This window comes from Nocardia sp. NBC_01327 (genome assembly GCF_035958815.1).
Taxonomy (GTDB): Bacteria; Actinomycetota; Actinomycetes; order Mycobacteriales; family Mycobacteriaceae; genus Nocardia.
Map to the genome: position 1 here is coordinate 8,679,636 of NZ_CP108383.1, position 26,224 is coordinate 8,705,859.

The window sequence follows — 26,224 nt, forward strand, 5'->3', positions numbered from 1 at the left end:
GCGCCTGTTCGGCATCCTCGGAGGCAATGGCGTCGGCTCGGTCGGCGAGCACATCGCCGACCCGGAAACCGGTGCGGTTCCAGCCGGAGGTGACCAGGGACCGCTCGGCATTGTCGAGCAGATCGATATCGCCGACAGCGCGATCCGGCTGTGCCGTAATGGCTTCCAGCAGGCGGCCGAAGCGCTTGGCGAAGCGTGCCATGGTCGCGTCGTCGAACAGGTCGGTGGCGTAGATGAGTTCGGCGGTGATGCCGGACGGGGTGCCGCCGAAACCGTTGCCGGACACATTGTGTGCGGCGTTCTGCTCGGTGAGGACCAGCTGCAGATCGAACTTGGCGGTGTCGAGCGGCAGATCGACGCCGCTGACGGTCAGGCCGGGCAGTTCCAGTTCGGCCGGGCCGGTGTTCTGGAACGACAGCATGACCTGGAACAGCGGATGCCGGGCCTGCGAGCGGGCCGGGTTGAGAATCTCCACCAGGCGCTCGAACGGCAGGTCGGAGTGACCGAAAGCGGCGATATCGGTGCCGCGCACCGATTCCAGCAGTTCGTTGAAGCCCGCGCCGCTGTCGATCGGGGTGCGCAGCACGAGGGTATTGACAAACATGCCGATGAGGTCGTCGAGCGCGCGCTCACCACGACCGGCCACCGGGGTGCCGATGGCGATATCCGATTCACCGGACAGGCGCGCGAGCAGGGTCGCCAGCGCGGCGTGCGCCACCATGAACAGTGTGGCGCCACGGCGGCGGGCCAGCTCCAGCAGCTTGCCGTGGATATCGGCGTCGATGGTGAAGACGTGCGTGCCACCGCGGCCGGAGGCGACCGCCGGGCGCGGCCGGTCGGACGGCAGCTCCAGCTGATCCGGCAGCCCGCGCAGCGCCTCACCCCAGTACGAGATCTGCTGTGCGATGACCGATTCCGCGTCGGCCTCGTCACCGAGGACCGCACGCTGCCAGAGCGCGTAGTCGGCGTACTGGACTTCCAGTGGCCGCCAGGCGGGTTCGCCGCCTTCGACCCGAGCGCCGTAGGCGGTCATGACATCCCGGGTGAGCGGGCCCATGGAGAACCCGTCGGCGGAGATGTGGTGCACCACCAGTGCGAGCACGTGCTCGGTGGGGCTGACCTCGAACAGGCGGGCCCGGAACGGCACATCGACCGTGACGTCGAAGCCGGTCAGCACCAGCTCCGAAAGGGCCTGGGGCAGTTCTGCTTCGGAGACCTCCACCGGGGTCAGATCGGGGATGACCTGGCCGGTCGGGACGATCTCCTGGTACGCGGTCCCGTCGACCTCCGGATAGCGGGTGCGCAGTGATTCGTGGCGCGCCAGCACATCGGCGACGGCGATCTGCAGGGCCTGGCGATCCACCAGACCCGAAAGCCGCACGGCCGCGGGGATATTGTCCACAGCCGATTCCGGGTCGAACCGGTTGAGGAACCACATGCGCTGCTGTGCCAGCGACAGCGGGAGCCGGTCGGGGCGCTCCTGCGCGGTCAGGGCCTGACGTGCGCCCGCACCCGAATGCGATTCGCCGCGCGCCGCCAGGGCGGCGACGCTCGAGGCCTCGAAGATCTCGCGCACACCCAGCTGGGTGTCCAGTGCGACGGACAGGCGGGCCGCCACCTGGGTGGCAATGAGCGAATTGCCGCCGAGGGCGAAGAAATCATCGTCCAGGCCGACCCGGTCCAGGCCGAGGACCTCGGCGAAGATGCCCGCCACGATCTGCTCGATCGGGGTGGTCGGGGCGCGGAAGACCGCGGCCTCGAAGACCGGTGCGGGCAGGGCGCGACGGTCCAGCTTGCCGGAGGCATTGAGCGGGAATTCATCGAGCACCATGACCACCGACGGGACCATGTACGCGGGCAGCCGCTCGGCGAGTTCCGCACGCGCGGACTCGATCTCCACGGTGCGACCGGGGGCGGCGACGACATATGCGACGAGCTGATCGCCGGTGTGCTGATCACCGCGCACCACGACCACCGACTGTGCGACCGAACCCAGTGCGGTGAGCTCGGCTTCGATCTCACCGAGCTCGATGCGCAGACCGCGCAGCTTCACCTGGAAGTCGGTGCGGCCGAGGTATTCGATCTCACCGCCGGCATTCCAGACGACGAGGTCGCCGGTGCGATACATGCGCTCGGACGCGCCGAACGGATTGGCCACGAAGCGATCCGCGGTCAGATCCACTCGGGACACATAGCCGGTGGCCAGCTGATCACCCGCGAGGTAGAGCTCACCCGCGACACCGACCGGAACCGGGCGCAGGCGCGAATCCAGCACGTAGACCTGGGTATTGAAGACCGGGCGGCCGATCGGCACCGTCTCGGCGTCGACGGCGGTCACATGGTGGTACGTGACGTCGACGGCGGCCTCGGTCGGTCCGTACAGGTTGTGCAGCTCGGCGCCGGTGATCTCGCGCAGGCGATGGGAGGGCTTGGGCGAGAGCGCTTCACCGGAGGCGAAGACCATGCGCAGGCTGGTGCACCGAACGGCCGCGGCTTCGGCGACGAAGACCGCGAGCATGGACGGCACAAAGTGCGTGACCGTCACACCCTCGCGGGTGATGAGCTCCGCCAGGTACGCCGGGTCGCGGTGGCCGTCGGGCTTGGCGACGACCAGCTTCGCGCCGATCTGCAAGGGCCAGAAGAACTCCCACACCGATACGTCGAAGGTGGCCGGAGTCTTCTGCAGCACGATGTCTTCGGTGGTCAGCCCGTACTCGGACTGCATCCAGACGAGACGGTTCACGATCGCCGAGTGCGGTACGGCGACGCCCTTGGGCCGGCCGGTCGAACCCGAGGTGAAGATGACGTACGCGGTATTCGATTCCCGCAGTGGCGCAATGCGTTCCGCATCGGTGAGCGGCGCGGCCGAGTAGCTCGACAGTTCCAGCAGATCGATGCGCACCTGCGCGGTGTCCACGGGCAGATCCTCGCCCGAGGTCAGCACCGTCACCGGATCGGCGGTGGCCAGGATGTATTCGGTGCGCTCGGCCGGGTGCTCCGGGTCCAGCGGCACATACGCGCCACCGGCCGCGGTGACGGCGTACATGCCGACCACCAGATCGATGGAACGCCGCATACCCAGCGCCACAAAGGATTCGGGTCCCACGCCGCGTTCGATGAGCCAGCGCGCCAGGCGGTGCACCCGCTCGGCGAACTCGCCGTAGGTCAGCTCTGCCCGAGCCTCGCCGCGCTCGGGTACCCCCGCGAAACTGAGAGCTGTCGCGTCGGGAGTACGCGCGGCCTGCGCCTCGAACAGCGCGACCAGCGTGGCGGCCGCATCGCCCGAGACAGTCCGCACTACGCTGCGCGGCGCGACGGCGACAGAGCCACTCCCCGCGACGACGTCGGCGGTGGCGATCTCGTCATCGATCAGCGTGCCGTCGGTGAGCACGGCAAGCACCGTGTCCACGTCATAGCCGGTGTCGTTCCACTCGGTGACCACGAGCTCGCGCTCGGCGGCTTCGAGCAGTTCGATATCGCCCACTGCCGCAGCGGGTTCGGTGGTGATGGCGGTCAGCACCCGCACCAGGCGGTCGGCAATGTGCCGCACCGAATGCTCGTCGAACAGGTCGCGCAGGTAGCCGGCGCGAATGCGCAGGCGGCTGTCGAGCTGGGCGATGAGGGTGAGCGGGTAGTGGGTGGCGTCGGCGGCGTCGAGGTCGGTGACACCCATGCCGTCGATATCGGCGGCCTGGGCCCGAATGCCGTCGGCGTCGACCGGATAGGACTCGAACACCACGAGGGTGTCGAAGAGCCCGCCGGCAGCACCCGATTCGCGGCTCGCCGCGGCCGCGGCCGACTGGATATCGGCGAGGCCGATGTAGTGATGATCCAGCAGATCCGCCTGCTCACCCTGGGTGCGGGTGAGCAGCGACTGCGCCGATTCGGCCGGATCGAAGGCGACCCGCACCGGCACGGTATTGATGAACAGGCCGACCATGGATTCGACACCGGACAGCTGGGCCGGACGGCCGGAGACCGTGGTGCCGAACAGCACATCCTCGCGGCCGGTGAGACGGCCGAGCAGAATGCCCCAGGCCACCTGCAGCACGGTGTTCGGCGTCACGCCGAGGTCGGCGGCAACGCTGGTCAGACGGGCGGTCGCCGCCTCGTCCAGCTCGAAGAAGTACTCGCCGGACAGCGCGGTGATCTCGTGGCTCGGGTCCGGGCGGGTGAGCAGGGTCGGCTCGGAGACCCCGCGCAGCGAGGTCTTCCACGCCTCCAGCGACGCCGTACGGTCCTGCTGCGCAACCCATTCCAGGAAGTAGCGGTAGGAGCGCACCGGCGGCAGCACGCTGGTGTCGGAGTGCGTGGCGTACAGCACCAGCAGGTCCTGCATGAGCAGCGGCATGGACCAGCCGTCGAGCAGGATGTGGTGATTGGCCACGGCCAGCTGCCAGCGATCGGCGGCGACCTGCACCAGGGTGTAGCGAATGAGCGGCGGCTCGGTCAGGTCGAACCGCTGGACGCGATCGGCCTCGAGAATATCGCTCGCATCACCGGTTTGCGTGCGGTCGTACTGCGACCACGCCACATGAACACCGTCGAGCACCAGCTGCACCGGAACGCCATTGGCATCGGAAACGTATGCGGTGCGCAGGATTTCGTGCCGCTCCAGCAGTGCCTGCGCGGCGGCGCGCAGGCGATCGGCATCCACCCGGCCGGTGAGGGTGAGCACCGCCTGCGCGGTGTACACATCCACCGAGGTGGCGGCCAGCTGCGCGTGGAAGAGCAGACCGGACTGCAGCGCCGAGAGCGGCCACACCTGGTCCACGCCGCCGAAACGCTGTTCCCAGCCGTCGATATCGCCCTGGGTGATATTCACCAGCCCGAAGTCGGACGGGGTGTGCCCGCCCGCCTCGGCCGATTCGGCATGGTGCGCAACGGCTTCCAGCGCCGAGGTCCACAGTGCGCCGAATTCGGCGACCGCGGCGGCATCGAGCAGGGTGCTCGGGTAGCCGATATTGGCGGTCAGCCGGTCGCCGGTCACGATGGCATTGATATCGATCGGCGCCATGGCGGGCATATCGGCGTCGTACGCACCGCCCAGATCGCCCAGCTCCGCAGCGGGAATCCAGCCGAAACCGCGCAGCGCCTCGGGCACATCGCCCTCGTTCACACGGCCCAGATAGTTGAAGCTGATCTGGCCGGGCTGCTGCTTGGGCAGCTGATCGGCGGTGGCCTGGTTCACATAGCGCAGCAGGCCGTAACCGAGGCCCTTGTCCGGCACCGCGAGCAACTGCTCCTTGACCGCCTTGATGGCGTGACCCATGGCGGGTCCGCCGGTGAGCGCGGCATTCACATCGAGCTGCGAGAGATCGAAGCGGACCGGGAAGATGGCCGTGAACCAGCCGACGGTGCGCGAGAGATCCGCGCCGGGCACGACCTCTTCCTCACGCCCGTGGCCTTCGAGCCGGACCAGGGCGGACTTCTCCCCGGCAATCCCCCTGTCCGAGCGCCACTTTGCGACAGCGAGTGCCAGCGCGGTCAGCAGACCGTCATTGACGCCGCCGTGGAAGAGCGCGGGCACGGTGGTGAGCAGTGATTTGGTGACCTCGGCCGAGACCTCGACCCGGTGCACCTCGATCACGGCGGTGACATCCACGGCCGGGTCCAAGGGCCGCTCGGTGAGCAGCGGATCCGGACCGTCGACAACACCTCGCCAGAAGTCGAGTTCGGCGACCCGCTCCGGGGTTGCCGCCGCACGCTCGAGGGCGTGCGCCCAGGTGCGCATGCTGGTCGCGGGGGCGACCAGTTCGGGCGTCTGTCCGGCGGAGAGCTGACCCCAGGCGGTGACGAAGTCCGGCACCAGGATTCGCCAGGTGACACCATCGACCACGAGGTGATGTGCGGCCACGATGAGGCGACCGGCGCGGGATGCGGTGTCCGATCCACCGCTGGCCGTGGCAGGCTCCAGCCAGGCGAACCGAATGACTACGCCCGCTATGGGATCGAGCTTGTCGAGCGTGGCATCCAGTGCGGCCGAGGCGATTTCGAGGAATTCCTCGGGACCGACAGCCGGATCGAACTCGGTGCGGTCGATAAGCGCGTCCACATCGATGGCGCCGGCGGCGGCCGTCTCCACGACCGGGTCCGCACCCGGCACCCGCCGCAGGCGCGCCCGCAACATGTCGTGGCGGTCGATAACCGCGCCGACGGTGGCGGCGATACCCGCACGGTCGATGCCGATCGGCAGTTCCAGCGCCATGGTCTGGTTGAAACGCCCGATGCCGCCCGGCCGTTCGACCATGAACCGCACCACGGGGGTGAGTGGCATGACGCCGACTCCCCCACCGGGCAGCTCGGTCAGCTGCGGTGTCGAATCACCCTGTCCGTCAGCGGCTTGCGCGACAGCGGCCAGTCCGGAGACGGTGCGCTGTTCGAAGACGTCACGCGGGCTGAAGAGGATGCCGCGCGCCTTGGCCCGCGACACCAGCTGGATGGAGACGATGGAATCGCCGCCCAGCGCGAAGAACGAATCGTCGATGCCGACCCGCTCCAGGCCGAGCACCTCGGCGAAGACCTCGGCAATGGTGTGCTCCACCGTATTGCGCGCGGCCCGGAACACCACCTCGGTGGCGAAGACCGGTTCGGGCAGCGCCCGGCGGTCCAGCTTGCCGACCGGCGTCAGCGGGACGCGGTCGATGATCATGACCGAGGACGGCACCATGTACGCGGGCAGCTGCCGCTCGACATGTGCGGTGACGGCGGCGATATCCACCGAATGACCCGGTGTGGCAACCACATACGACACCAGCGAGACGGCGCCCGCGGCATTCTTGTGGCCGACGGTGACGGCGAAGTCGACACTCTCGTGCGAGGCCAGGGCCGCGTCGATCTCACCGAGCTCGATGCGGAAGCCGCGCACCTTGACCTGGAAGTCGGAGCGGCCCACGTACTCGACCTCACCGGTACGGGTCCAGCGGACCACGTCACCGGTGCGGTACATGCGCTCACCCGAGACGTACGGGTTGGCGACGAAGCGGTCCGTGGTCAGACCCGGCCGGGCGTGGTAGCCGCGGGCCAGCTGGATGCCCGACAGATAGAGCTCACCCGCGACGCCCACCGGCACCGGGCGCAGGCGGTTGTCGAGGATCAGCGACTGCATGCCCCGGATCGGGCCGCCGATGGTGACCAGATCGCCCGCGACCAGCGCAGCGCTGATATTGGTCATGATGGTGGTCTCGGTCGGGCCGTAACCGTTGTGGAAGGCCCGAATGCCGCCGTCCGGCCCCGTCCCGTCGCCCAGGGGCACCGCCCACTTGGCGACCAGATCGGCCGGGACCGCCTCACCGCCGGCGACGAGGACGCGCAGCGAGTCCAGACCGCTCGGATCGAAGGTGGCCAGCGCGGCGGGGGTGATGAACGCGTGCGTGACGCCCTCGGAGCGGATCAGCTCGGAGAGCTCCTCACCGCCGTACACACCCGGCGGGACCACCACGAGGGTGCCGCCCGCGCCGATGGCGAGCAGGAACTCGAGGATGGACGCGTCGAAGGACGGCGAGGCGAAATGCAGTGCGCGGGAGAAGGAGTCGAGGCGGTAGCGCTCGGCCTGCTCGGCGCTGAAGTTGGCCAGGCCGGCGTGCGTGACCACGACGCCCTTCGGCACACCGGTGGAACCGGAGGTGTAGATGACGTAGGCCGGATGCTCCGGGCGCAGCGGGCGCAGCCGATCGGCATCGGCGATCGCCGTGTCCGCGAACGCATTCAGGTCCAGCTCGTCGAGAACCAGCCACTCCACCGAATCCGGCAGATCGCCGCGCACCGCGGCCACGGTCAGGCCGATCGGCGAACCGGAGTCGGTGACCATGTGGGCAATGCGATCGGCCGGGTAGTTCGGATCGACCGGAACGAATGCCGCACCGGTCTTGGTGACGGCCCATTCGGCGAAATACGAGTCCGCCGAACGCGGTACGGCGATGGCGACCAGATCCTCGGTACCGAGACCGCGCTCGATGAGCAGGCGCGCCAGGCGGTTCGAGCGCTCGTCGAGGTCACCGTAGGACAGACCGGTCCCCTGGAAACGGACGGCCGTGGCCTGCGGATCGCGGGCCACCGCCTCGGCCAGCAGCTCCGGCAGCGTGCGGCCCGGAACGACCGGGGCGCCGAAACGTGCTACCAGATCGGCCCTTTCGGACTGATCGAGAATATCGATGGCCCCGACGCGGATCTCAGGATCGGCGGCGATCGCCTCCAGCACCCGCATCCAGCGCTGCGCGAATCCGGCGGCGGTATCCGCGTCGAAGAGATCCACGGCGTAGGTCAGCGCGAGCGCCATACCGGTATCGGATCCCGGCCGCGTCTCGCCGGCGTCCGTTCCGGCCTGCTCCGACAGGGTGAACTGCAGGTCGAAGCGGGAGATGTTCTCGTCGAGATCCAGTGCGGCGACCGTCAGGCCGGGCAGTTCCAGGGTGGTGCGATCCAGGTTCTGGAAGGCCAGCATGACCTGGAACAGCGGATTGCGCGCCTGCGAACGCTCCGGGGCGAGCAGTTCCACCAGGCGCTCGAACGGCACATCGGCATTGCCGAAGGCGTCGAGGTCGGTATGCCTGGCGCGATCCAGCAGATCCGAGAAGGACTCCGCCGGATCGATGCCCGTGCGCAGCACCAGGGTATTGACGAACATGCCGACCAGATCGTCGAGCGCGGCCTCACCGCGACCGGCGACCGGCGTGCCGACGGCAATGTCATCACTGCCGGACAGGCGGGCCAGCAGTACCGCGAGAGCGCTGTGCATGACCATGAACAGCGAGGAACCACGCTGGCGCGCAACGTCTTCCAGCGCACCGATTAGTTCGGGACGCAGCGTGCGCTGCAGGGTCGCACCGCGATGCGAGGCCACGGCCGGGCGCGGGCGATCGGTGGGCAGCGCCAGTTCGTCCGACACACCCTCCAGCGCGCGCTGCCAGTACCCGACCTGACGGGCCATGAGCGAGCCCGAATCCTCCTCGGACCCCAGCACTTCCCGCTGCCAGACGGCGAAGTCCGCGTACTGCACGGCCATCGGCGCCCAGCCCGGCACCGCACCCTGGGTGCGCGCCGAGTAGGCGACCATCACATCCCGGGTCAGCGGCGCCATCGAGAAGCCGTCGCCCGCAATGTGATGCACCACGACAACAAGCACATGCTCGCGCGCGGAGTCGGACTCGGAGTCATCCGCCGTCGTCTCCGATGCGACCCGGAACAACCGGGCGCGCAGCGGAACCTGGTCCGCCACATTGAATCCCAGCGTGGCGAAGGCGGTGACCGTGCCGGTGAGATCGTCGGCCGCGACCGTGACCGGGCGCAGGTCGAGGGCGATCTCCTCGGCAGGCACGACCACCTGCATCGGGGTGCCACCGTGCTCGGGGTAGCGGGTGCGCAGCGACTCGTGCCGGCGCACCACATCGGCGACGGCCAGTTCCAGTGCGGCGGTGTCGAGCTCACCGGTGAGGCGAATGGCCAGCGGCAGGTTGTAGGCCGCGGACGAGGTGTCGTACTGGTTGAGGAACCACATGCGCTGCTGTGCGAAGGACAGCGGCACCAGTTCCCCGGCCGGGCGCGGGCGTGCGACCAGCTTGGCGCGGGACGCGCCGTCGGCATGCGATTCGATACGGGCCGCGAGGGCCTCCACCGTGCTCGCCTCGAAGAGCGTGCGCACCGCGACCGTGGTGTCCAGGGCCGCGCCGATGCGCGATACCACCCGGGTCGCGATGAGCGAGTTACCGCCCAGATCGAAGAAATCGTCATCGAGTCCGGCCCGCGGCAGGTCCAGGACCTCCGCGAAGACGGCGGCGACGGTCTCCTGGGTGGGCGTCTCCGGCGCGCGGAAGGCCCGGGCCTGCACCGCCGGCGCGGGCAGCGCGCGACGATCCAGTTTGCCGTTGACGGTCAAGGGGATTCGGTCCAGCACGACCATGGCGGCGGGCACCATGTACGACGGCAGGCGCTCGCCCGCGCCGTCGCGGATCTCCAGCAGCCACGCGTCCGAGCCGGTGGCCGGTCCGGCGTCGGGCACCACGTACGCCACGATGCGCTGATCACCCGGCAGGTCCTCGCGCACGATGACCGCGGCCTGGGCCACACCCGGCTGCGCCAGCACGGCGGCCTCGATCTCGCCGAGCTCGATGCGGAAACCACGCACCTTCACCTGATCATCGGCGCGACCCAGATATTCGAGCTCACCGAAGCGGTTCCAGCGCGCCACGTCACCGGAGCGGTAGAGGCGACTGCCGTCCGCACCGAACGGGCTGGCCACGAAACGGGCGGCGGTGAGATCGGGGCGACCGAGGTAGCCGCGCGCCAATTGCGCACCGGCCACATACATTTCACCCGCGACACCGACCGGGACCGGGTGCAGGCGCTCATCGAGCACGTACACGCGCAGGCCCGCGATGGCGCGGCCGACCACGCTGCCGGTGGCGGCGGTGATCGTGCCGGCATCGAGAACACGATGCGATACGTGCACCGTGGTCTCGGTGATGCCGTACATATTCACCAGGTACGGCGCGGAATCACCGTGGCGCGCAACCCAATCGCTCAGGCGGCGCAGCTCGAGGGCCTCACCGCCGAAGATCACGTAGCGCAGCGCCAGCGCCTGCTCACCGGCCTCGGCGCCACCGGTCTCCCGGCTCGCCGCGGCAATACGCTCGGCCTCGGCCAGCTGGTAGAAGGCCGACGGCGTCTGGTTGAGCACCGTAACCCGTTCGCGGCGCAGCAGTTCCAGGAACTGCTCCGGCGAGCGGGACACGTAGTAGTCCACGACCACCAGGGTGCCGCCGTAGAGCAGCGGTCCCCACAGCTCCCACACCGAGAAGTCGAAGGCGTAGGAGTGGAACAGCGTCCACACATCGTCCGCGCCGAACCCGAACTCGCGATCGGTATTGGCCATGAGCCGCACCACATTCCGGTGCGCCACGGCCACGCCCTTGGGGCGGCCGGTGGAGCCGGAGGTGTAGATGACATACGCGACGTGACCCGGGTGCAGGGCGGCGGTGCGATCCGCATCGGTGATCGGGGAATCGTCGGCGTCCTCGATATCGCCGGCCTCGACGGTGTAGCCGTCGAGCATGACCGTCGGCAGTCCGGCGGGCAGCTCCACCTGCACGGTCGAATCGACGATCACGCTGGTCGGCTGTGCGTCCGACAGCACGAAGGCAATGCGATCGGCCGGGTAGGTCGGATCCACCGGCACATAGCCCGCACCGGTCTTGATCACCGCGAGCAGTGCGACAACCAGATCCAGCGAGCGCGGCAGCAGCACGGCCACCAGCGACTCCGGGCCAGCGCCGTCCTCGATCAACCTGCGCGCCACCACATTCGCGCGCCGATCCAGATCGTTGTAGGTCAGCTCGTCCTCGCCGAAGCGGACCGCGACCCGATGCGGATCGGCGGCCACCACCAGGTCGAACAGACTCGACAGGGTGGCGTTCTCGTCCACGAACGGGCTCGACAGCGTGGCCACCGGATCGATGAACAGCTCGGCGACCGCGCCGAGGGCGCCGCCGGGAGACAGCACCTCCGCGAGCCCGCCGCCGTTCGCCCGCGCCGCGGTGCGTGCGGCCGCCGCGAGCTCGACGATGTCATCGCCCGCGGAGACCCAGCGCTCGGACACCTCGTGCCGTTCGACCCCGCCGAGCAGATCGATATCGCCCAGCAGCACGGCCGGATCGTCGGCGACGGTGCGCAGAATGCGGACCAGGCGCTCGGCGAAGGAGGCGACAGTCTCCGGATCGAACAGATCGGTGGCGTAATTCCAGGACAGGCCCAGCGCGCCGTCGGCGCGCTCGCCCACGGTCAGCTGCACATCGAATTTGGCGGTACCCGCATCGAATTCGACGGCTTCCAGCTCCAGGCCGGGCAGCGCTACCGCGTCCGCGTCCCCGGCGCCCGCGGCCTCGAAGGTCAGCGCGACCTGGAACAGCGGGTGGTGCGCCTGCGAGCGGACCGGGCTGAGCACGTCGACCAGGCGCTCGAACGGCACCTCGGCGTGCGCGAAGGCGGCCAGGTCGGTGCGCCGGACCTGCGAGAGCAGCTCGCGGAAGGCGGCATCCGGCAGAACCGCGGTGCGCAGCACCAGGGTATTGACGAACATGCCGACCAGATCGTCGAGGGCGCGGTCACCGCGCCCGGCGATCGGGGTGCCGATGGCGATATCGACGGAGCGGGACAGGCGAGCCGACCAGGTGGCCAGCGCGGCGTGCAGCACCATGAACAGCGTGACGTCGTGCTCACGCGCGAGGGCGTTGAGCGACCGGTGCAGCTCGGCGTCGATCGAGAAGTCGTAGGTGCCACCGGCATTGGTGGCGATCTCCGGTCGCGGCCGGTCGGCGGGCAGCTCGATCTGCTCGGGCAGATCGCGCAGCTGTTCGGTCCAGTACGACACCTGCTGTGCGGCAACCGATTCCGGATCGTGTTCCTCGCCGAGCACATCGCGCTGCCACAGCGCGTAGTCGGCGTACTGCACCGGCAGCGGCGTCCAGGCGGGGGCTTCGCCGCCACTGCGGGCCAGGTACGCGCCCACCACATCACGCAGCAGCGGACGCAGCGAGACGCCGTCCGAGCTGATGTGGTGCAGCACCAGCACCAGGACGTGCTCGGTCGCGCTCAGGCTCAGCACCGTGGCGCGGAACGGCAGTTCCCGGGTGACGTCGAAGAACACGCTCGCGAGTTGGGTGATGCGCGTGGGCAGTTCGTCGGCGGTCACCGATTCCGCGCGCACCTCGAACTCGATCTCCGCGAGCGACAGCACCCGCTGGAAGCCGTCGCCGCCGATCTCCGGGTAGATCGTCCGCAGCGCTTCGTGCCGCGCCAGCACATCGCCGAGGGCGGCGGTGAAGGCATCGATATCCACCAGGCCGGTGAGCTTCAGCGCCACCGGGATGTTGTTGACAGCGGTGCGATTGTCGAAGCGGTTGAGGAACCACATGCGCTGCTGCGCCGGGGACAGCGGCACCAGCTGGGCGGTCTCCCCCGTCGGCAGGGTGACCGGCGCGGGACGCTCCTGCGGCACCAGCGGCGCGCGGCCACCGGTGCCGACACGCGATTCCAATTGCGCCGCGAGGGCGGCCACGGTGGTGGCCTCGAAGATCGCGCGCAGCGGGATATCGGCGTCGAGCGCGGCGGACAGGCGCGATACCACCTGGGTGGCGATGAGCGAGTTGCCGCCGAGCTCGAAGAAATCGTCGTCCAGGCCGATGCCGTTGCCGCCGAGCACATCGGCGAACACTCCCGCGACCGTCTGCTCCACCGGGGTGACCGGGGCGCGGAACACCTTGGCGGCGAAGGACGGAGCGGGCAGCGCGCGGCGATCCAGCTTGCCGGAGGCATTGAGCGGGAAGGCGTCCAGCACCACGAAGGCGGCCGGGACCATATAGGCCGGAAGCTGCTGCGACAGAGTCGCCTTCACAGCCTCCAGGTCGATCCGGCCGTCGGCGGCGACGACATATGCGACCAGCTGATCGCCGGTTCGCTCATCGTTGCGGACCACGACCACGGACTGCGCGACATCGGTGAGCGCGGTCAACGCGGCTTCGATCTCGCCGAGCTCGATGCGCAGACCGCGCAGCTTCACCTGGAAGTCGGTGCGGCCCAGGTACTCCAGCTCACCCTGGCCGGTCCAGACCACGAGGTCACCGGTGCGGTACATGCGTGCGCCGGAGCCGAAGGGGTTGGCCACGAAGCGATCCGCGGTCAGATCGGGGCGCGCGACGTAGGCGGTGGCGAGCTGATCGCCCGCGAGATAGAGCTCACCCGCGACACCCACCGGAACGGGCCGCAGCCGCGAATCCAGCACGTACACCTGGGTATTGAAGACCGGGGCGCCGATCGGCACCGAGCTGATGTCCGCGTCGGTGACCTCGTGATAGGTGACGTCGACGGCGGCTTCGGTGGGGCCGTACAGATTGTGCAGGCGCGCACCGGTCAGCTCGCGCAGCTTCTGCGCGGTCGGGCCGGGCAGGCCCTCACCGGAGGCGAAGACATTGCGCAGACTCGTGACGTCGGCGACACCGTCCTCCGCCACGAAGACGGCCAGCATGGACGGCACGAAGTGCACCGTGGTGACCTGCTCGGCGGCAATGAGCCGCACCAGGTACGCGGGATCGCGGTGGCCGTCCGGCTTGGCGATCACCAGGCGGGCGCCGACCTGCAACGGCCAGAAGAACTCCCACACCGAGACGTCGAAGGTGGCGGGAGTCTTCTGCAGCACCACGTCGTAGGCGGCCAGCCCGTACTGGGCGTGCATCCACACCAGGCGGTTGACAATGGCGGCGTGCGAGACCGCGACGCCCTTGGGGCGACCGGTGGAGCCGGACGTGAAGATCACGTACGCGGTGTTCTCCGGAAGCAGCGGGCTGCGGCGATCGGCATCGGTCAGCGGGGTGTCGGCGAAGGCGGACAGGTCCAGCTCATCGATCCGAACCTGGCGGGCCGCAGTGCCTTCCAGATCGGCGAGGCCTTCCAGATCGTCACCGGAGGTCAGCACGCAGACCGGTTGCGCCGTCTCCAGGATGTATCGAGTGCGCTCGGCCGGGTGATCGGGATCCAGCGGCACGTACGCGCCACCGGCGACGGTGACGGCGTACATGCCCGCCACCAGATCGATGGAGCGGCGCATACCCAGCGCCACAAACGATTCCGGTCCGACGCCCTCGGCGATGAGCCAGCGGGCGAGCTTGCGCACCCGAGCCGCGAACTCGGCGTAGGACAGACCTGTCCCCTCGAACGTGACGGCAGTGGCCTCGGGAGTCAGGGCGACCTGCGCCTCGAACAGCGAAACCAGCGTTGCCGCAGCGCCTTCCGAGACCTCCGGCAGTGCCGCGTCCAACTCGAAGGCGGTGTCGTTCCAGCCGGTCAGCACCCGCCAGCGCTCACTGTCGCCCAGCAGCTCGATATCCCCGACACGCACCGACGGATCGGTGACCACAGCGGTGAGCACGCGGACGAACCGGCGCGCGAAGAGCTCCGCGAAGCGACCGTCGAAAAGGTCGGCGGCGAAGACGAGTTCGGCGTCCATGGCCGCGGCCTCGGCATCGGCGCCCGCCACCGCTCCGCCCGCGACCTCACTCAGCGTCAGCTGCAGATCGAACTTGGCCGACTGCTGATCGATGCCCAGTTCGGCGACGCGCAGCCCCGGCAGCTCCAGCGCCGTGCGGCCCAGGTTCTGGAACGACAGCATGACCTGGAACAGCGGATGACGAGCCTGCGAACGCGCCGGATTCAGCACGTCGACAAGACGCTCGAACGGCACATCGGCGTGTGCGAAGGCCTGCAGATCGCGCTCGCGCACCTTCTTCAGGAGCTCGGCGAAGGTCTCACCGGTATCGACCGGCGAACGCAGCACCAGGGTGTTGACGAACATGCCGACCAGATCGTCGAGCGCCTGCTCGCCACGACCGGCCACCGGAATACCGACGGCAATGTCGTCGGTACCGCTCAGGCGCGCCAGCAGTGCGGCAAAAGCACTGTGCACCACCATGAACAGCGTGGTGCCCTGCTGCTTCGCGACCCGCTGCAGGCCGGTGATGAGCTCGCCCGGGACCTCGAAGCGGTGGGTGCCCGCCTCGTACGAGGCGACGGCGGGACGCGCCCTGGTGGACAGGCGCAGCTCGTCCGGCAGGCCGCCGAGCGTCTCGCGCCAGTAGTCCAGCTGCTCGGTGATGAGCGAGCGCGGATCCTCCTCGGAGCCGAGGGTCTCCCGCTGCCACAGCGCGTAATCCGCGTACTGCACCGGCAGTTCCGGCCAGCCCGGGGCCTCGCCATTGCTGCGCGCCACGTACCCGGTCATGAGGTCGCGGACGAGCGGGTTCATCGAGAAGCCGTCGGCGGCAATGTGATGCGCCACCAGCACCAGCACGTGGTCGTCGGCCGCGAGCCGGAAGGCGCGCAGGCGCACCGGCGGCTCGGCGGTGACGTCGAAACCGCGCCCGGCGAAATCGTAGACCGCGGCGAAGAGTTCGCCCTCGGCCACATCCCGCACCTCGAGCTGCGGAATGGCGCGGGCGGTCGGCAGCACCTTCTGGTAGGCGACGCCCTCGTAGGACGGGTAGATGGTGCGCAGCGATTCGTGCCGCGCCATCACATCGGCGACCGCACCGCGCAGCGCCGCGAGATCCAGTGCGCCGGTGAGCCTTACGGCCGCCGGGATATTGTTCGCGGCCGAATCGGTGTCGAAGCGGTTGAGGAACCACATGCGCTGCTGCGCGAGCGACAGCGGCGGGTACTCCGGCCGGGTGCGCACCGTAAGCGCCTGGCGCACACCGGTTCCGGCATGCGATTCGACGCGCGCGGCCAGGGCCGCCACGGTCGGCGCCTCGAAGAGTGCGCGCACGCCGATCTCGGCACTGAGCGCGGCGGACAGTCGTGCGACCACCTGGGTGGCCACCAGCGAGTTGCCGCCGAGTTCGAAGAAGTCGTCGTCCACGCCGACGCGCTCGGCGCCGAGCAGTTCGCCGAAGATCGCGGCGATGATCTCTTCGATCGGGGTGGAGGGCGCCCGGAAGCGCTTGGTCTCGAAAACCGGTGCGGGCAGCGCCTTCCGGTCCAGCTTACCGGAGGCATTGACCGGGAAGGCGTCCAGGACCACGATCGCGGACGGGACCATATAGGCGGGCAGCGAACGACCCAGCGCAGCCTTGACCTCGTCGATATCGACAGCGGCGGCACCTGATTCGCGGCCCGCCGCGGCCGGCTCACGAACCACGTAGCCGACAAGCTGATCGCCGGCATGGGCGTCGGCCCGCACCACGACGACGGACTGGCCGATACCGTGCTGCGCCAGCAGCGCGGCCTCGATCTCGCCGAGTTCGATGCGCAGACCGCGCAGCTTCACCTGGAAGTCGGTGCGGCCCAGGTATTCCAGCTCACCCGCGGGACCGTCGGAGGTGGTCCACTTCACCAGGTCACCGGTGCGGTACATACGCGCACCGGCGGCGTCGAACGGGTTGGCCACGAAGCGATCCGCGGACAGGTCGGGGCGGCTGAGATAACCGCGCGCCAGCTGATCGCCCGCGAGATAGAGCTCACCCGCGACACCCGGGGCCACCGGGTGCAGGCGGGCATCCAGCACATAGGTCTGGGTGTTCCACACCGGACGGCCGATGGGCACGAAGGCGGTGTCGGCGTCGATCACCTCGTGGTAGGTGACATCGACCGCGGCTTCGGTGGGCCCGTACAGATTGTGCAGGCGGGCGCCGGTCAGCTCGCGCAGCTTCTGCGCGGTCGGTGCGGGCAGCGCCTCACCGGAGGCGAACACCTGGCGCAACTGTGTTCGTTTGCCTGCGCTCCGCTCCGGCGGGTGCGGGGTTTCCGCGGCCGCGTCGAGAGCAGCGACGAAGACCGAGAGCATGGACGGCACGAAGTGCGCGGTGGTGATGCCCTCCTCGGCGATGATCTGCGCGAGGTACACCGGGTCGCGATGACCGTCGTGCTTGGCCACCACCAGACGCGCGCCGGTCTGCAGCGGCCAGAAGAACTCCCAGACCGACACGTCGAACGTGGCCGGAGTCTTCTGCAGCACAGCGTCGTTCGGGCCGATCGGATACTCGTGCTGCATCCACAGCAGCCGGTTCACGATCGCGCCGTGCTCGACGGCCACGCCCTTGGGGCGACCCGTCGAACCGGAGGTGAAGATCACGTAGGCCGCGTGCTCGGGCCGAATGGCCTGTCCGCGTTCGGCATCGGTGATCGGTGCGGCCGAATAGGCCTCGAGGTTGAGCGTCTCGACCTCGAGCACCGGCACATTCCGGCCGGTCACGAAGTCGTCGCGGCCGGTGGTCAGAATGGCGACCGGGCGGGCGGTATCGAGCACGTAGTCGATGCGCTCACCCGGCTGATCCGGATCCAGCGGCACGTACGCGCCGCCGGCCTCGAGCACCGCGTACATGGCGACCACGAGGTCGATCGAGCGGCGGATGGCCAGCGCGACAAGCGATTCCGCGCCGACACCCTGCGCCATGAGCTTGCGGGCCAGGCGATTGACGCGGCCCGAGAGGCCCGCGTAGGTCAGACCTGTCCCCTCGAAGACGATGGCGGTCGCATCGGGGCTGATCAGAGCCTGTGCCTCGAACAGCGAAACCAGTGTCGCCGGCGCGGCGTGCCGCGCATCGGACACAGCGGCTTCCGGCAGTGCGGGCAGCACCCGGGCGAGGTCGAACCCGGTGTCGTTCCAGCCGGTGAGCACCTTCTCGCGCTCACCCTCGACCAGCAGATCGATATCACCGATCGGCTGCTCCGGGTCGGCGACAACGGCATCCAGGATCAGATCCAGCCGGTGCGCGAACGCCGCGACCGTCGACTCGTCGAAAAGGTCACGCGCATAGGAGAACTCGGCGGACATGCCCGCGTTCTCACCGTTCGCGTCCTGCGCCTCCTGCAGCGTCAGCTGCAGATCGAACTTGGCCAGTTGGGCGTCGTAGTCGATGCCGTTGACCGACAGTCCGGGCAGTTCCAGACTGGCCTGCCGGGTGTTCTGGAAGGTCAGCATGACCTGGAACAGCGGGTGGCGGGCCTGCGAACGCGCCGGGTTGAGCACCTCGACGAGCCGCTCGAACGGCACATCGGCGTGCGCGAAGGCCTGCAGATCGCTTTCCCGGGCCTGCGCCAGCAGATCCGCGAAGGTCTTCTCGCCGTCCACCTCGCTGCGCAGCACCAGCGTATTGACGAACATGCCGATCAGGTCGTCGAGCGCCTGCTCGCCACGACCGTGCACCGGGGTGCCGATGGCGATATCGCTGGTACCCGAGAGCCGCGCGAGCAGTACCGCGAGCGCACTGTGCAGCACCATGAACAGCGAGGCATTGTGCCTGCGGCCCAGATCCACCAGGCGCTGCTGCGTCTCGGCGGAAATGGCGAACGGGTAGGTGCCGCCCTTGTAGGAGGCGGCGGGCGGGCGCGGGCGGTCCGAGGGCAGCACCAGCTCGTCCGGCAGATCGGCCAGGGTCTGCGCCCAGTAGCTGATCTGCTTGGAGATGAGTGAGCTCGGATCGTCCTCCGCACCGAGCACCTCGCGCTGCCACAGCGCGTAATCGGCGTACTGCACCGGCAGTTCGGCCCAGGTGGGCGCCTCCCACGAGGTGCGGGCGGCGTACGCGACCATGACATCGCGGGCCAGCGGGCCCATCGACCAGCCGTCCGCGGAGATGTGGTGCACCACCATGCCGAGCACGTACTCGGTCTCGCTGAGTTCGAACAGCGCCGCGTGCATCGGCACCTCGTCGGTGACGTCGAAGGCCATCGACGCCAGCTCGACCAGGTGGTCGATGAGATTGGCCTGGGTGACCGGCACCGGGGTCAGGTCGGGCACGATCTGCGCGGCGTCCAGCACCAGCTGCATGGGGCCGTGCGCGGTCTCCGGGAAGACGGTGCGCAGCGACTCGTGCCGGTCGATGACGTCGATGACGGCGACCTGCAGCGCCGCCACATCCAGCTCACCGGACAGCCGGATGGCGACCGGGATGTTATTGACCGCCGAGGCGGTATCGAAGCGGTTCAGGAACCACATGCGCTGCTGCGCAAGGGAAAGCGGAATCTCCGCCGGGCGCTCCCGGGCCACCAGCGCCTTGCGCGCACCGTCACCGGCATGCGATTCCACGCGTGCGGCCAGCGCCGCCACCGTGGCGGCCTCGAACAGCATGCGCACCGGGACGCGGGTGTCCAGTGCGGTGCCCAGGCGGGTCGCCACCTGAGTGGCGATGAGCGAGTTGCCGCCGAGTTCGAAGAAGTCGTCGTCGACGCCAACGCGGGCGATGCCGAGGACCTCGCCGAAGATCTGGGCGACGATCTCCTCGATAGGTGTTGTGGGGGCGCGGAATTCGCGGACCTCGAACACCGGGCTGGGCAGCGCGCGCCGGTCGAGCTTGCCGGAGGCGTTGAGCGGGAAGGCTTCCAGCACCATGAACGCACCGGGGACCATGTAGGCGGGCAGCGTGCGGTGCAGCAGGGTTTTGACGCTGTCGAGATCGACCGGGCCGCGGGTGACGACGTAGGCGACGAGCTGGTCGCCGGCGACGGTGTCGATGACCAGGACCACGGCCTGGTTGACCGACGGGTGGGTCAGCAGGGCGGTTTCGATCTCGCCGAGCTCGATGCGCTGGCCACGGAATTTGACCTGGAAGTCGGTGCGGCCGATGTATTCCAGGGCGCCGGAACTGTTCCAGCGCACCAGGTCACCGGTGCGGTAGAGGCGGTCTCCGGGTGCGCCGAAGGGGTCGGCGACAAAGCGTTCGGCGCTCAGGTCGGGGCGGCCGTAGTAGCCGCGGGCGACCTGCGCGCCGCCGAGGTAGAGCTCACCGGGTACGCCGCCCGGGACCGGGCGCAGGCCCTCGTCCAGGACGTAGGTGCGGGCGTTCCACACCGGGCGGCCGATGGGCACGGCGGCCGGTGTCGGGGTCGCGATGGCCGCGGCGGTGGCGTGGACGGTGAACTCGGTCGGGCCGTAGAGGTTGTGCACGGCGGCGGTGGAGAAGCGCCGGAACGCGGTCACGGTCGCGGGCGGCAGGGCTTCACCGGCGACGAGAACCGCACGCAGCGACAGGCATTCGGCGGCCGAGGCGCTGCTGGCGAACACAGAGAGCATGGACGGGACGAACGAGGTCAGGGTGACGCGGTGGTTGCCGATGACCTCGGACAGGTACATGGGGTCGCGGTGCCCGTCGGGGGCGGCGATGACCTGCTGTGCGCCGACGGCGAGGGAGCCGAACAGTTCCCAGACCGACACGTCGAAGGTGACCGGCGTCTTCTGCAGGATCACATCGGTGTCGTCGATGCCGTATTCGCTGGTGATCCAGGCGATCTGGTTCAGGACCGCGCTGTGCGGAACCGCGACGCCCTTGGGGCGGCCGGTCGAGCCGGAGGTGTAGAGCACGTACGCGGTATTCGACGGACGCAAGGGCGCCAGCCGATCCGCGGAGGTCACCGGGGCATCGTCGAATTCGCTCAGATCCAGCGAATCCACGTGCAGGACCTGGCAATCGGCGCTCTCCACCGCATCATCCGTGGTGGTGAGCAGGACGACCGGCTGCGAACTGGCCAGCACGTAGTCGGTGCGCTCGGCCGGATGATCGGGATCGACCGGCACATAGCCGCCACCCGCGGTGAGGGTGGCGTAGATGGCGACGAGCATATCGATCGAGCGGCGAATGCCGACCGCGACCAAGGTCTCCGGGCCGACACCCTCGCTGATGAGCTTGCGCGCCAGGCGATTGACCCGGCCGGCGAACTCGGCATAGCTGAGATCGGAAGGGGTGCCGAACATTCCGCTGCTGCGCTCGCCCGGATCGAAGATCAGAGCGGTGCCGTGCGGACGGAGGCGGACCTGTTCCTCGAACAGGTCGAGCACGGTGAGCGCGTACGGCAGCGAGTGCTCGTTTCGGCTCCAGTCGCCCAGGACCAGGGCGCGTTCGTCCTCATTGAGGATGTCGATATCGCGCACCACGGTGCCGGGTGCGGCGACGGCGGTTTCCAGGATGCGCAGGTAGCGGTGGCCGAATTCGGCGACGGTGCGCTCGTCGAACAGATCGGTGGCGTAGGACAGCACCACCGACAGTCCGGCCGGCTCACCGGCCATGCCGCGCTGTTCGGTCAGCGTCCACTGCAGATCGAACTTGGCGATATCGACTTCGAGCTCATCGGCGGAGACGGTCAGGCCCGGCAGCTCCATGGAGCCGTGCGACATCTCCTGGAACGACAGCATCACCTGGAACAGCGGGTGCCGTGCTTGGGAGCGGGTCGGGTTGATGACCTCGACGAGTCGCTCGAACGGCACATCGGTGCTGGCGAAGGCCGCCAGATCGGTTTCCCTTGTGCGCGAGAGGAAGTCGGTGAACGCCTCGGACCCGTCGACCTCGGAGCGCAGCACCAGGGTGTTGACGAACATGCCGATCAGATCGTCCAGAGCCTGCTCACCACGGCCGGCGACCGGGGTGCCGATGGAGATATCGCTGGTACCGGACAGACGGGCCAGCAGCACCGCCAGCGCCGAATGCATCACCATGAACAGCGAAACACCCTGTGCGCGAGCCAATCCCGAGAGCCGGGTATGCAGCTGCACCGGAATGTCGAAGGTGACGCGGTTACCGCGGAAACTCTGCACCGGCGGGCGCGGGCGATCGGCGGGCAGGTCGAGCTGATCGGGCAGTCCGGCCAAAGCGCCACGCCAGTAGGCGATCTGGCGCGCGGCCATGGAATCGGGATCGGATTCCGAACCCAGCACCTCACGCTGCCAGATGCTGAAGTCCTGGTACTGCACCGGCAGCGGCGCCCAGGCGGGCTCCTGGCCGGAGACCCGCGCCAGGTAGGCCGCGGTCATATCACGCGAGAGCGGACCGAACGAGAAACCGTCCGCCGCAATGTGATGCACGACAAAAGCCACGGCGTAGTCATTGAGCTCGACGCCGTCGGTCTCGTCCTCGACGGTCTCGCCGACCCGGAACACCCGGACGCGAATGGGCAGCTCGCGCGAGACGTCGAACCCACGTGAGGCGAATTCGGCCAGGGCCGGGAACAATTCGGCCTCGTCGATGCCGACGACCTCGATGCCGAGATCGACCTGGTCCATGGGCAGTACCTGCTGCAGGCCGCCGTCCCCGGATTCGGGGAAGATGGTGCGCAGCGATTCCTGCCGCGCCACCACATCGGTCAGCGCCAGCTGCAGCGCCTCGATATCGACCCGGCCGCGCAACCGCACCACGAACGGCAGGTTGTAGGTCGGCACATCGGGATCGAACTGATTGAGGAACCACATGCGCTGCTGTGCCAGCGACAGCGGCACCCGCTCGGGGCGCTGTTGCGCGACCAGCGGTGGACGCGAAATATCCGACGGCGCAATGGTTTCCATGCGCGCGGCAATGCCCGCGACGGTGGGGGTCTCGAACAGTGCGCGCACACCCAGGCGGGTGCTGAACGCGGCGGAGATGCGGGCGACCACCTGGGTGGCGACCAGCGAGTTACCGCCGAGATCGAAGAAGTTGTCGTCGATGCCGACACGCTCGTGGCCCAGGACATCGGCGAAGATGCCCGCCACGATCTCCTCGGCGGCAGTGCGCGGGGCCCGGTAGCCGGCGGCGTCCACGCTGAACACCGGATCGGGCAGGGCCTTGCGGTCCAGCTTGCCGGAAGTATTGAGCGGGAAGGCGTCCAGCACCATGATCGAGGCCGGGACCATGTAGGTCGGCAGCTTCTCGGCGGCGAAACGGGTCAGCTCGACCGGATCGATGCTCTGGCCGGGCATGGGTACCACGTAGGCGACCAGCTGCTGGCCGGTCGCGGTGTCCATGACCAACACGGCCGCCTGGCTGACGGCCGGGTGCGCGAGCAGATCGGTTTCGATCTCGCCGAGTTCGATGCGCTGACCACGGAACTTGACCTGGAAGTCGGTGCGGCCGATGTACTCGATAGCGCCGGCCGCCGCGTGCGGCGAATCGGATACCGTGTTCCAGCGCACCAGGTCACCGGTGCGGTACATACGCTCGCCCGTGGCCGAGAACGGGTTCGCGACAAAACGATCCGAGGTCAGGTCCGGGCGGCCCTTGTACCCGCGGGCGAGCTGACGCCCGCCGAGATAGAGCTCACCCGCGGCACCGATGGCGGCCGGTCGCAGCCGCGAATCGAGCACGTAGACATCGACATTCCACTCGGGCACACCGATCGGCACCGTCACGGTGTCGGCATCGGTGTTCTCCCAGTAGGTCACCGAGACCGCGGCCTCGGTGGGTCCGTAGAGGTTGTGCAGTCCCGCCGAGCTCAGCGCACGGAAGCTCGCACCGGTCTCCGGCGGCAGCGCCTCACCGATGACGAACACTGCGCGCAGCGAAACACATTGCGCGGCACTGGCATGGGAGACGAAGACCGTCAGCATGGACGGTACGAAGTCGGTGACCGTGACGCCGTGGCGCTGGATGGTCTCCGCGACGTAGACCGGGTCGCGGTGCCCGTCGGGGGTCGCGATGATCATCTTCGCGCCGACCATCAGCGGCAGGAAGTAACCCCACAGCGACACGTCGAAGGTGGTCGCGGTCTTCTGCAGATACACATCGTCGGCGGTGAGCCGGTACTCGTCCAGCATCCACAGTTGCTGGTTGACGATGGCGTGGTGGGTGACCGCGACGCCCTTGGGGCGGCCGGTCGAGCCCGAGGTGTAGATGACGTACGCGGTATTGAACGGACGCAGTGGCGCGACCCGATCGGCATCGGTCACCGGATCGGTGGAGTAACCCGACACGTCCAGGGCGTCGATCTCCAAGCGGCGCACCGACTCCGGCAGCTCCAGCCCGTCACGGGTGGTCGTCAATACACAGACCGGTGCCGCGGACTCGAGGATGTAGGCCGTGCGATCGGCCGGATGATCCGGATCGATCGGCACATACGCGCCACCGGCGCGCAGCACCGCGTGCATACCGACAACCAGGTCCAGCGAGCGCCGCATACCCAGGGCGACAAGCGATTCCGGGCCGACACCGTCAGCGATGAGGAACCGCGCGAGCCGGTTCACCCGCTCGCCGAACTCGGCATAGGTGAGCGTCGCGCCCTCGAACTCGAGCGCAATGCTGTTCGGCGTCAGCGGGATCTGCGCATCCAGCAGTGCGGGCAGCGTGGTGTCCGGGACCTCGTGTCCGGCGGAGTTCCACTCCACCAGCGTGCGGGTGCGCTCGGCGGCGGTGACGATCGGCAGGCCCCACACCCACTGCTCGGCCGACGCGGACAGGAAGTTGTCGAAGAACTCCAGGAACCGCGAATGATGGCGCTGGGTCTCGGTTTCCGAGTACAGGTTGGGGTTGGTCTCGAAGTCGATATGGTTCCGGGTCCCGGCCACCGACTGATAGAAGTTGATGCCCAGGTCCTCGATGGAACCGGTGGACAGCACGCTGAACTCACCCGTCACCGGGCCGAGGGTGACCTCGTTGTGGAACAGCATGATATTGACCCAGGGCCCGAAGAACTCCCGGGTCACCACACCGTCGCCCGCGCTGTCGCGGCGAATGTCCTCGTGCCGGTAGCGCTGATGGCGCAGGGCGCCGGACACCGCGACCGTGACCTGCTTGAGCAGTTCGGCAATGCTGGTGTCGTGCCCGACATGCAGGCGCAGCGGCACGATATTCGATACCGCGCCACCGGAACGGCGCATGACGGCGGTGGTGCGCGCGGTCACCGGCAGCGAGAGAATGACGTCCTCGGTACCGGTCCACTGCGCCAGATAACCGGCGAAACCGGCGATCAGCAAAGCGGCAGGGGAAGATTCGTGCACCGCGACCGCGGTCTCGAGCAGCGAATTCTGATCGCTGGTGAGCGACGCGCTGGCAATGCCGTTGATCGCGGCCGGCGGGGCGCTGCGACCGGACAGACTCGTGCCCTCTTCCAGACCCGCGACTCTCTCGCTCCAGTACGCCTTATCGGACTGGAAGCGGGTGCTGTCGCGGTAAGCGAACTCCTGCTCCACCAGCGTGCGCAGATCAGTGACCTTCGACGCGGCGGGCTCTTCGCCACGGAACCGCGCGGTATAGATCTCCGCGACGCGGGTCATGTAGGTCATGGCGCCGAGGCCGTCGAGCACGATGTGGTGGACGCGGGCGTACCAGTAGTAGTGGTCCTCGCCCACCCGCAGCATGGCGGAGCGGATCAGGCGGTCGGCGAGCAGATCCAGCGGACGGCTGTAGTCATCGCGCATCCACTGCATCGCGGCGGCGAGCGGATCCGCGGCAGCGCGCAGATCGACCTGGTAGATGGTGCGATCCAGGTCCAGATCGACGATCTGCAGCGGTTCGCCATTGCGCTCGACAATGCGCAGGAAGCCCGAACCCACCTCGAGGGATCCGTCGACCATGGCCTGTTCGAGCAGCGGCACGTCGATCTCGCCGCGCAGTTCGACGTACTGCGCGATATTGATCGGCACTTGCGGATCCAGGTGCTGGGCGTACCAAATGCCCAGCTGAGCGGGCGACAGCGGAAACGCCTCGCCCGATCCCGGCGCGATTTCGCTGCCAGCTTCGCCGTTGCCGCCGAAATCTAGCCGGTCCAACCCAAACCTCGCTTCCGGAACACCACGCAGCGCTCCCCACCGAAAACCCCAACAGGACGCCACACTGACCAGCGTGGCGTCCGATGCTCGGGGCTCACTTCACGTAACAATCAGACAAAGATGTTCTCTGGGCTATCCGTCCAGGCGGCCGATCTTGTTACACGGGCGCGTCCGCCCCCGCTGGCCACCGCCTGGCCGATTTGGCGATTCTGCTGCTGAACACCCGAACCAATC

1 protein-coding gene (running past one end of the window) is annotated in these 26,224 nt (G+C 68.5%); it reads right to left on the reverse strand.

The annotated features are described in order from the left end of the window. Nucleotides 1-25,990: the 5' portion of a non-ribosomal peptide synthase/polyketide synthase gene (locus OG326_RS40025; RefSeq protein WP_327142289.1), read on the reverse strand. It extends 18,578 nt beyond the left edge of the window; 25,990 of the gene's 44,568 nt are visible here — the first part of the coding sequence; the start codon lies at nucleotides 25,988-25,990; the stop codon falls past the left edge of the window. Nucleotides 25,991-26,224 lie beyond the last annotated feature (234 nt).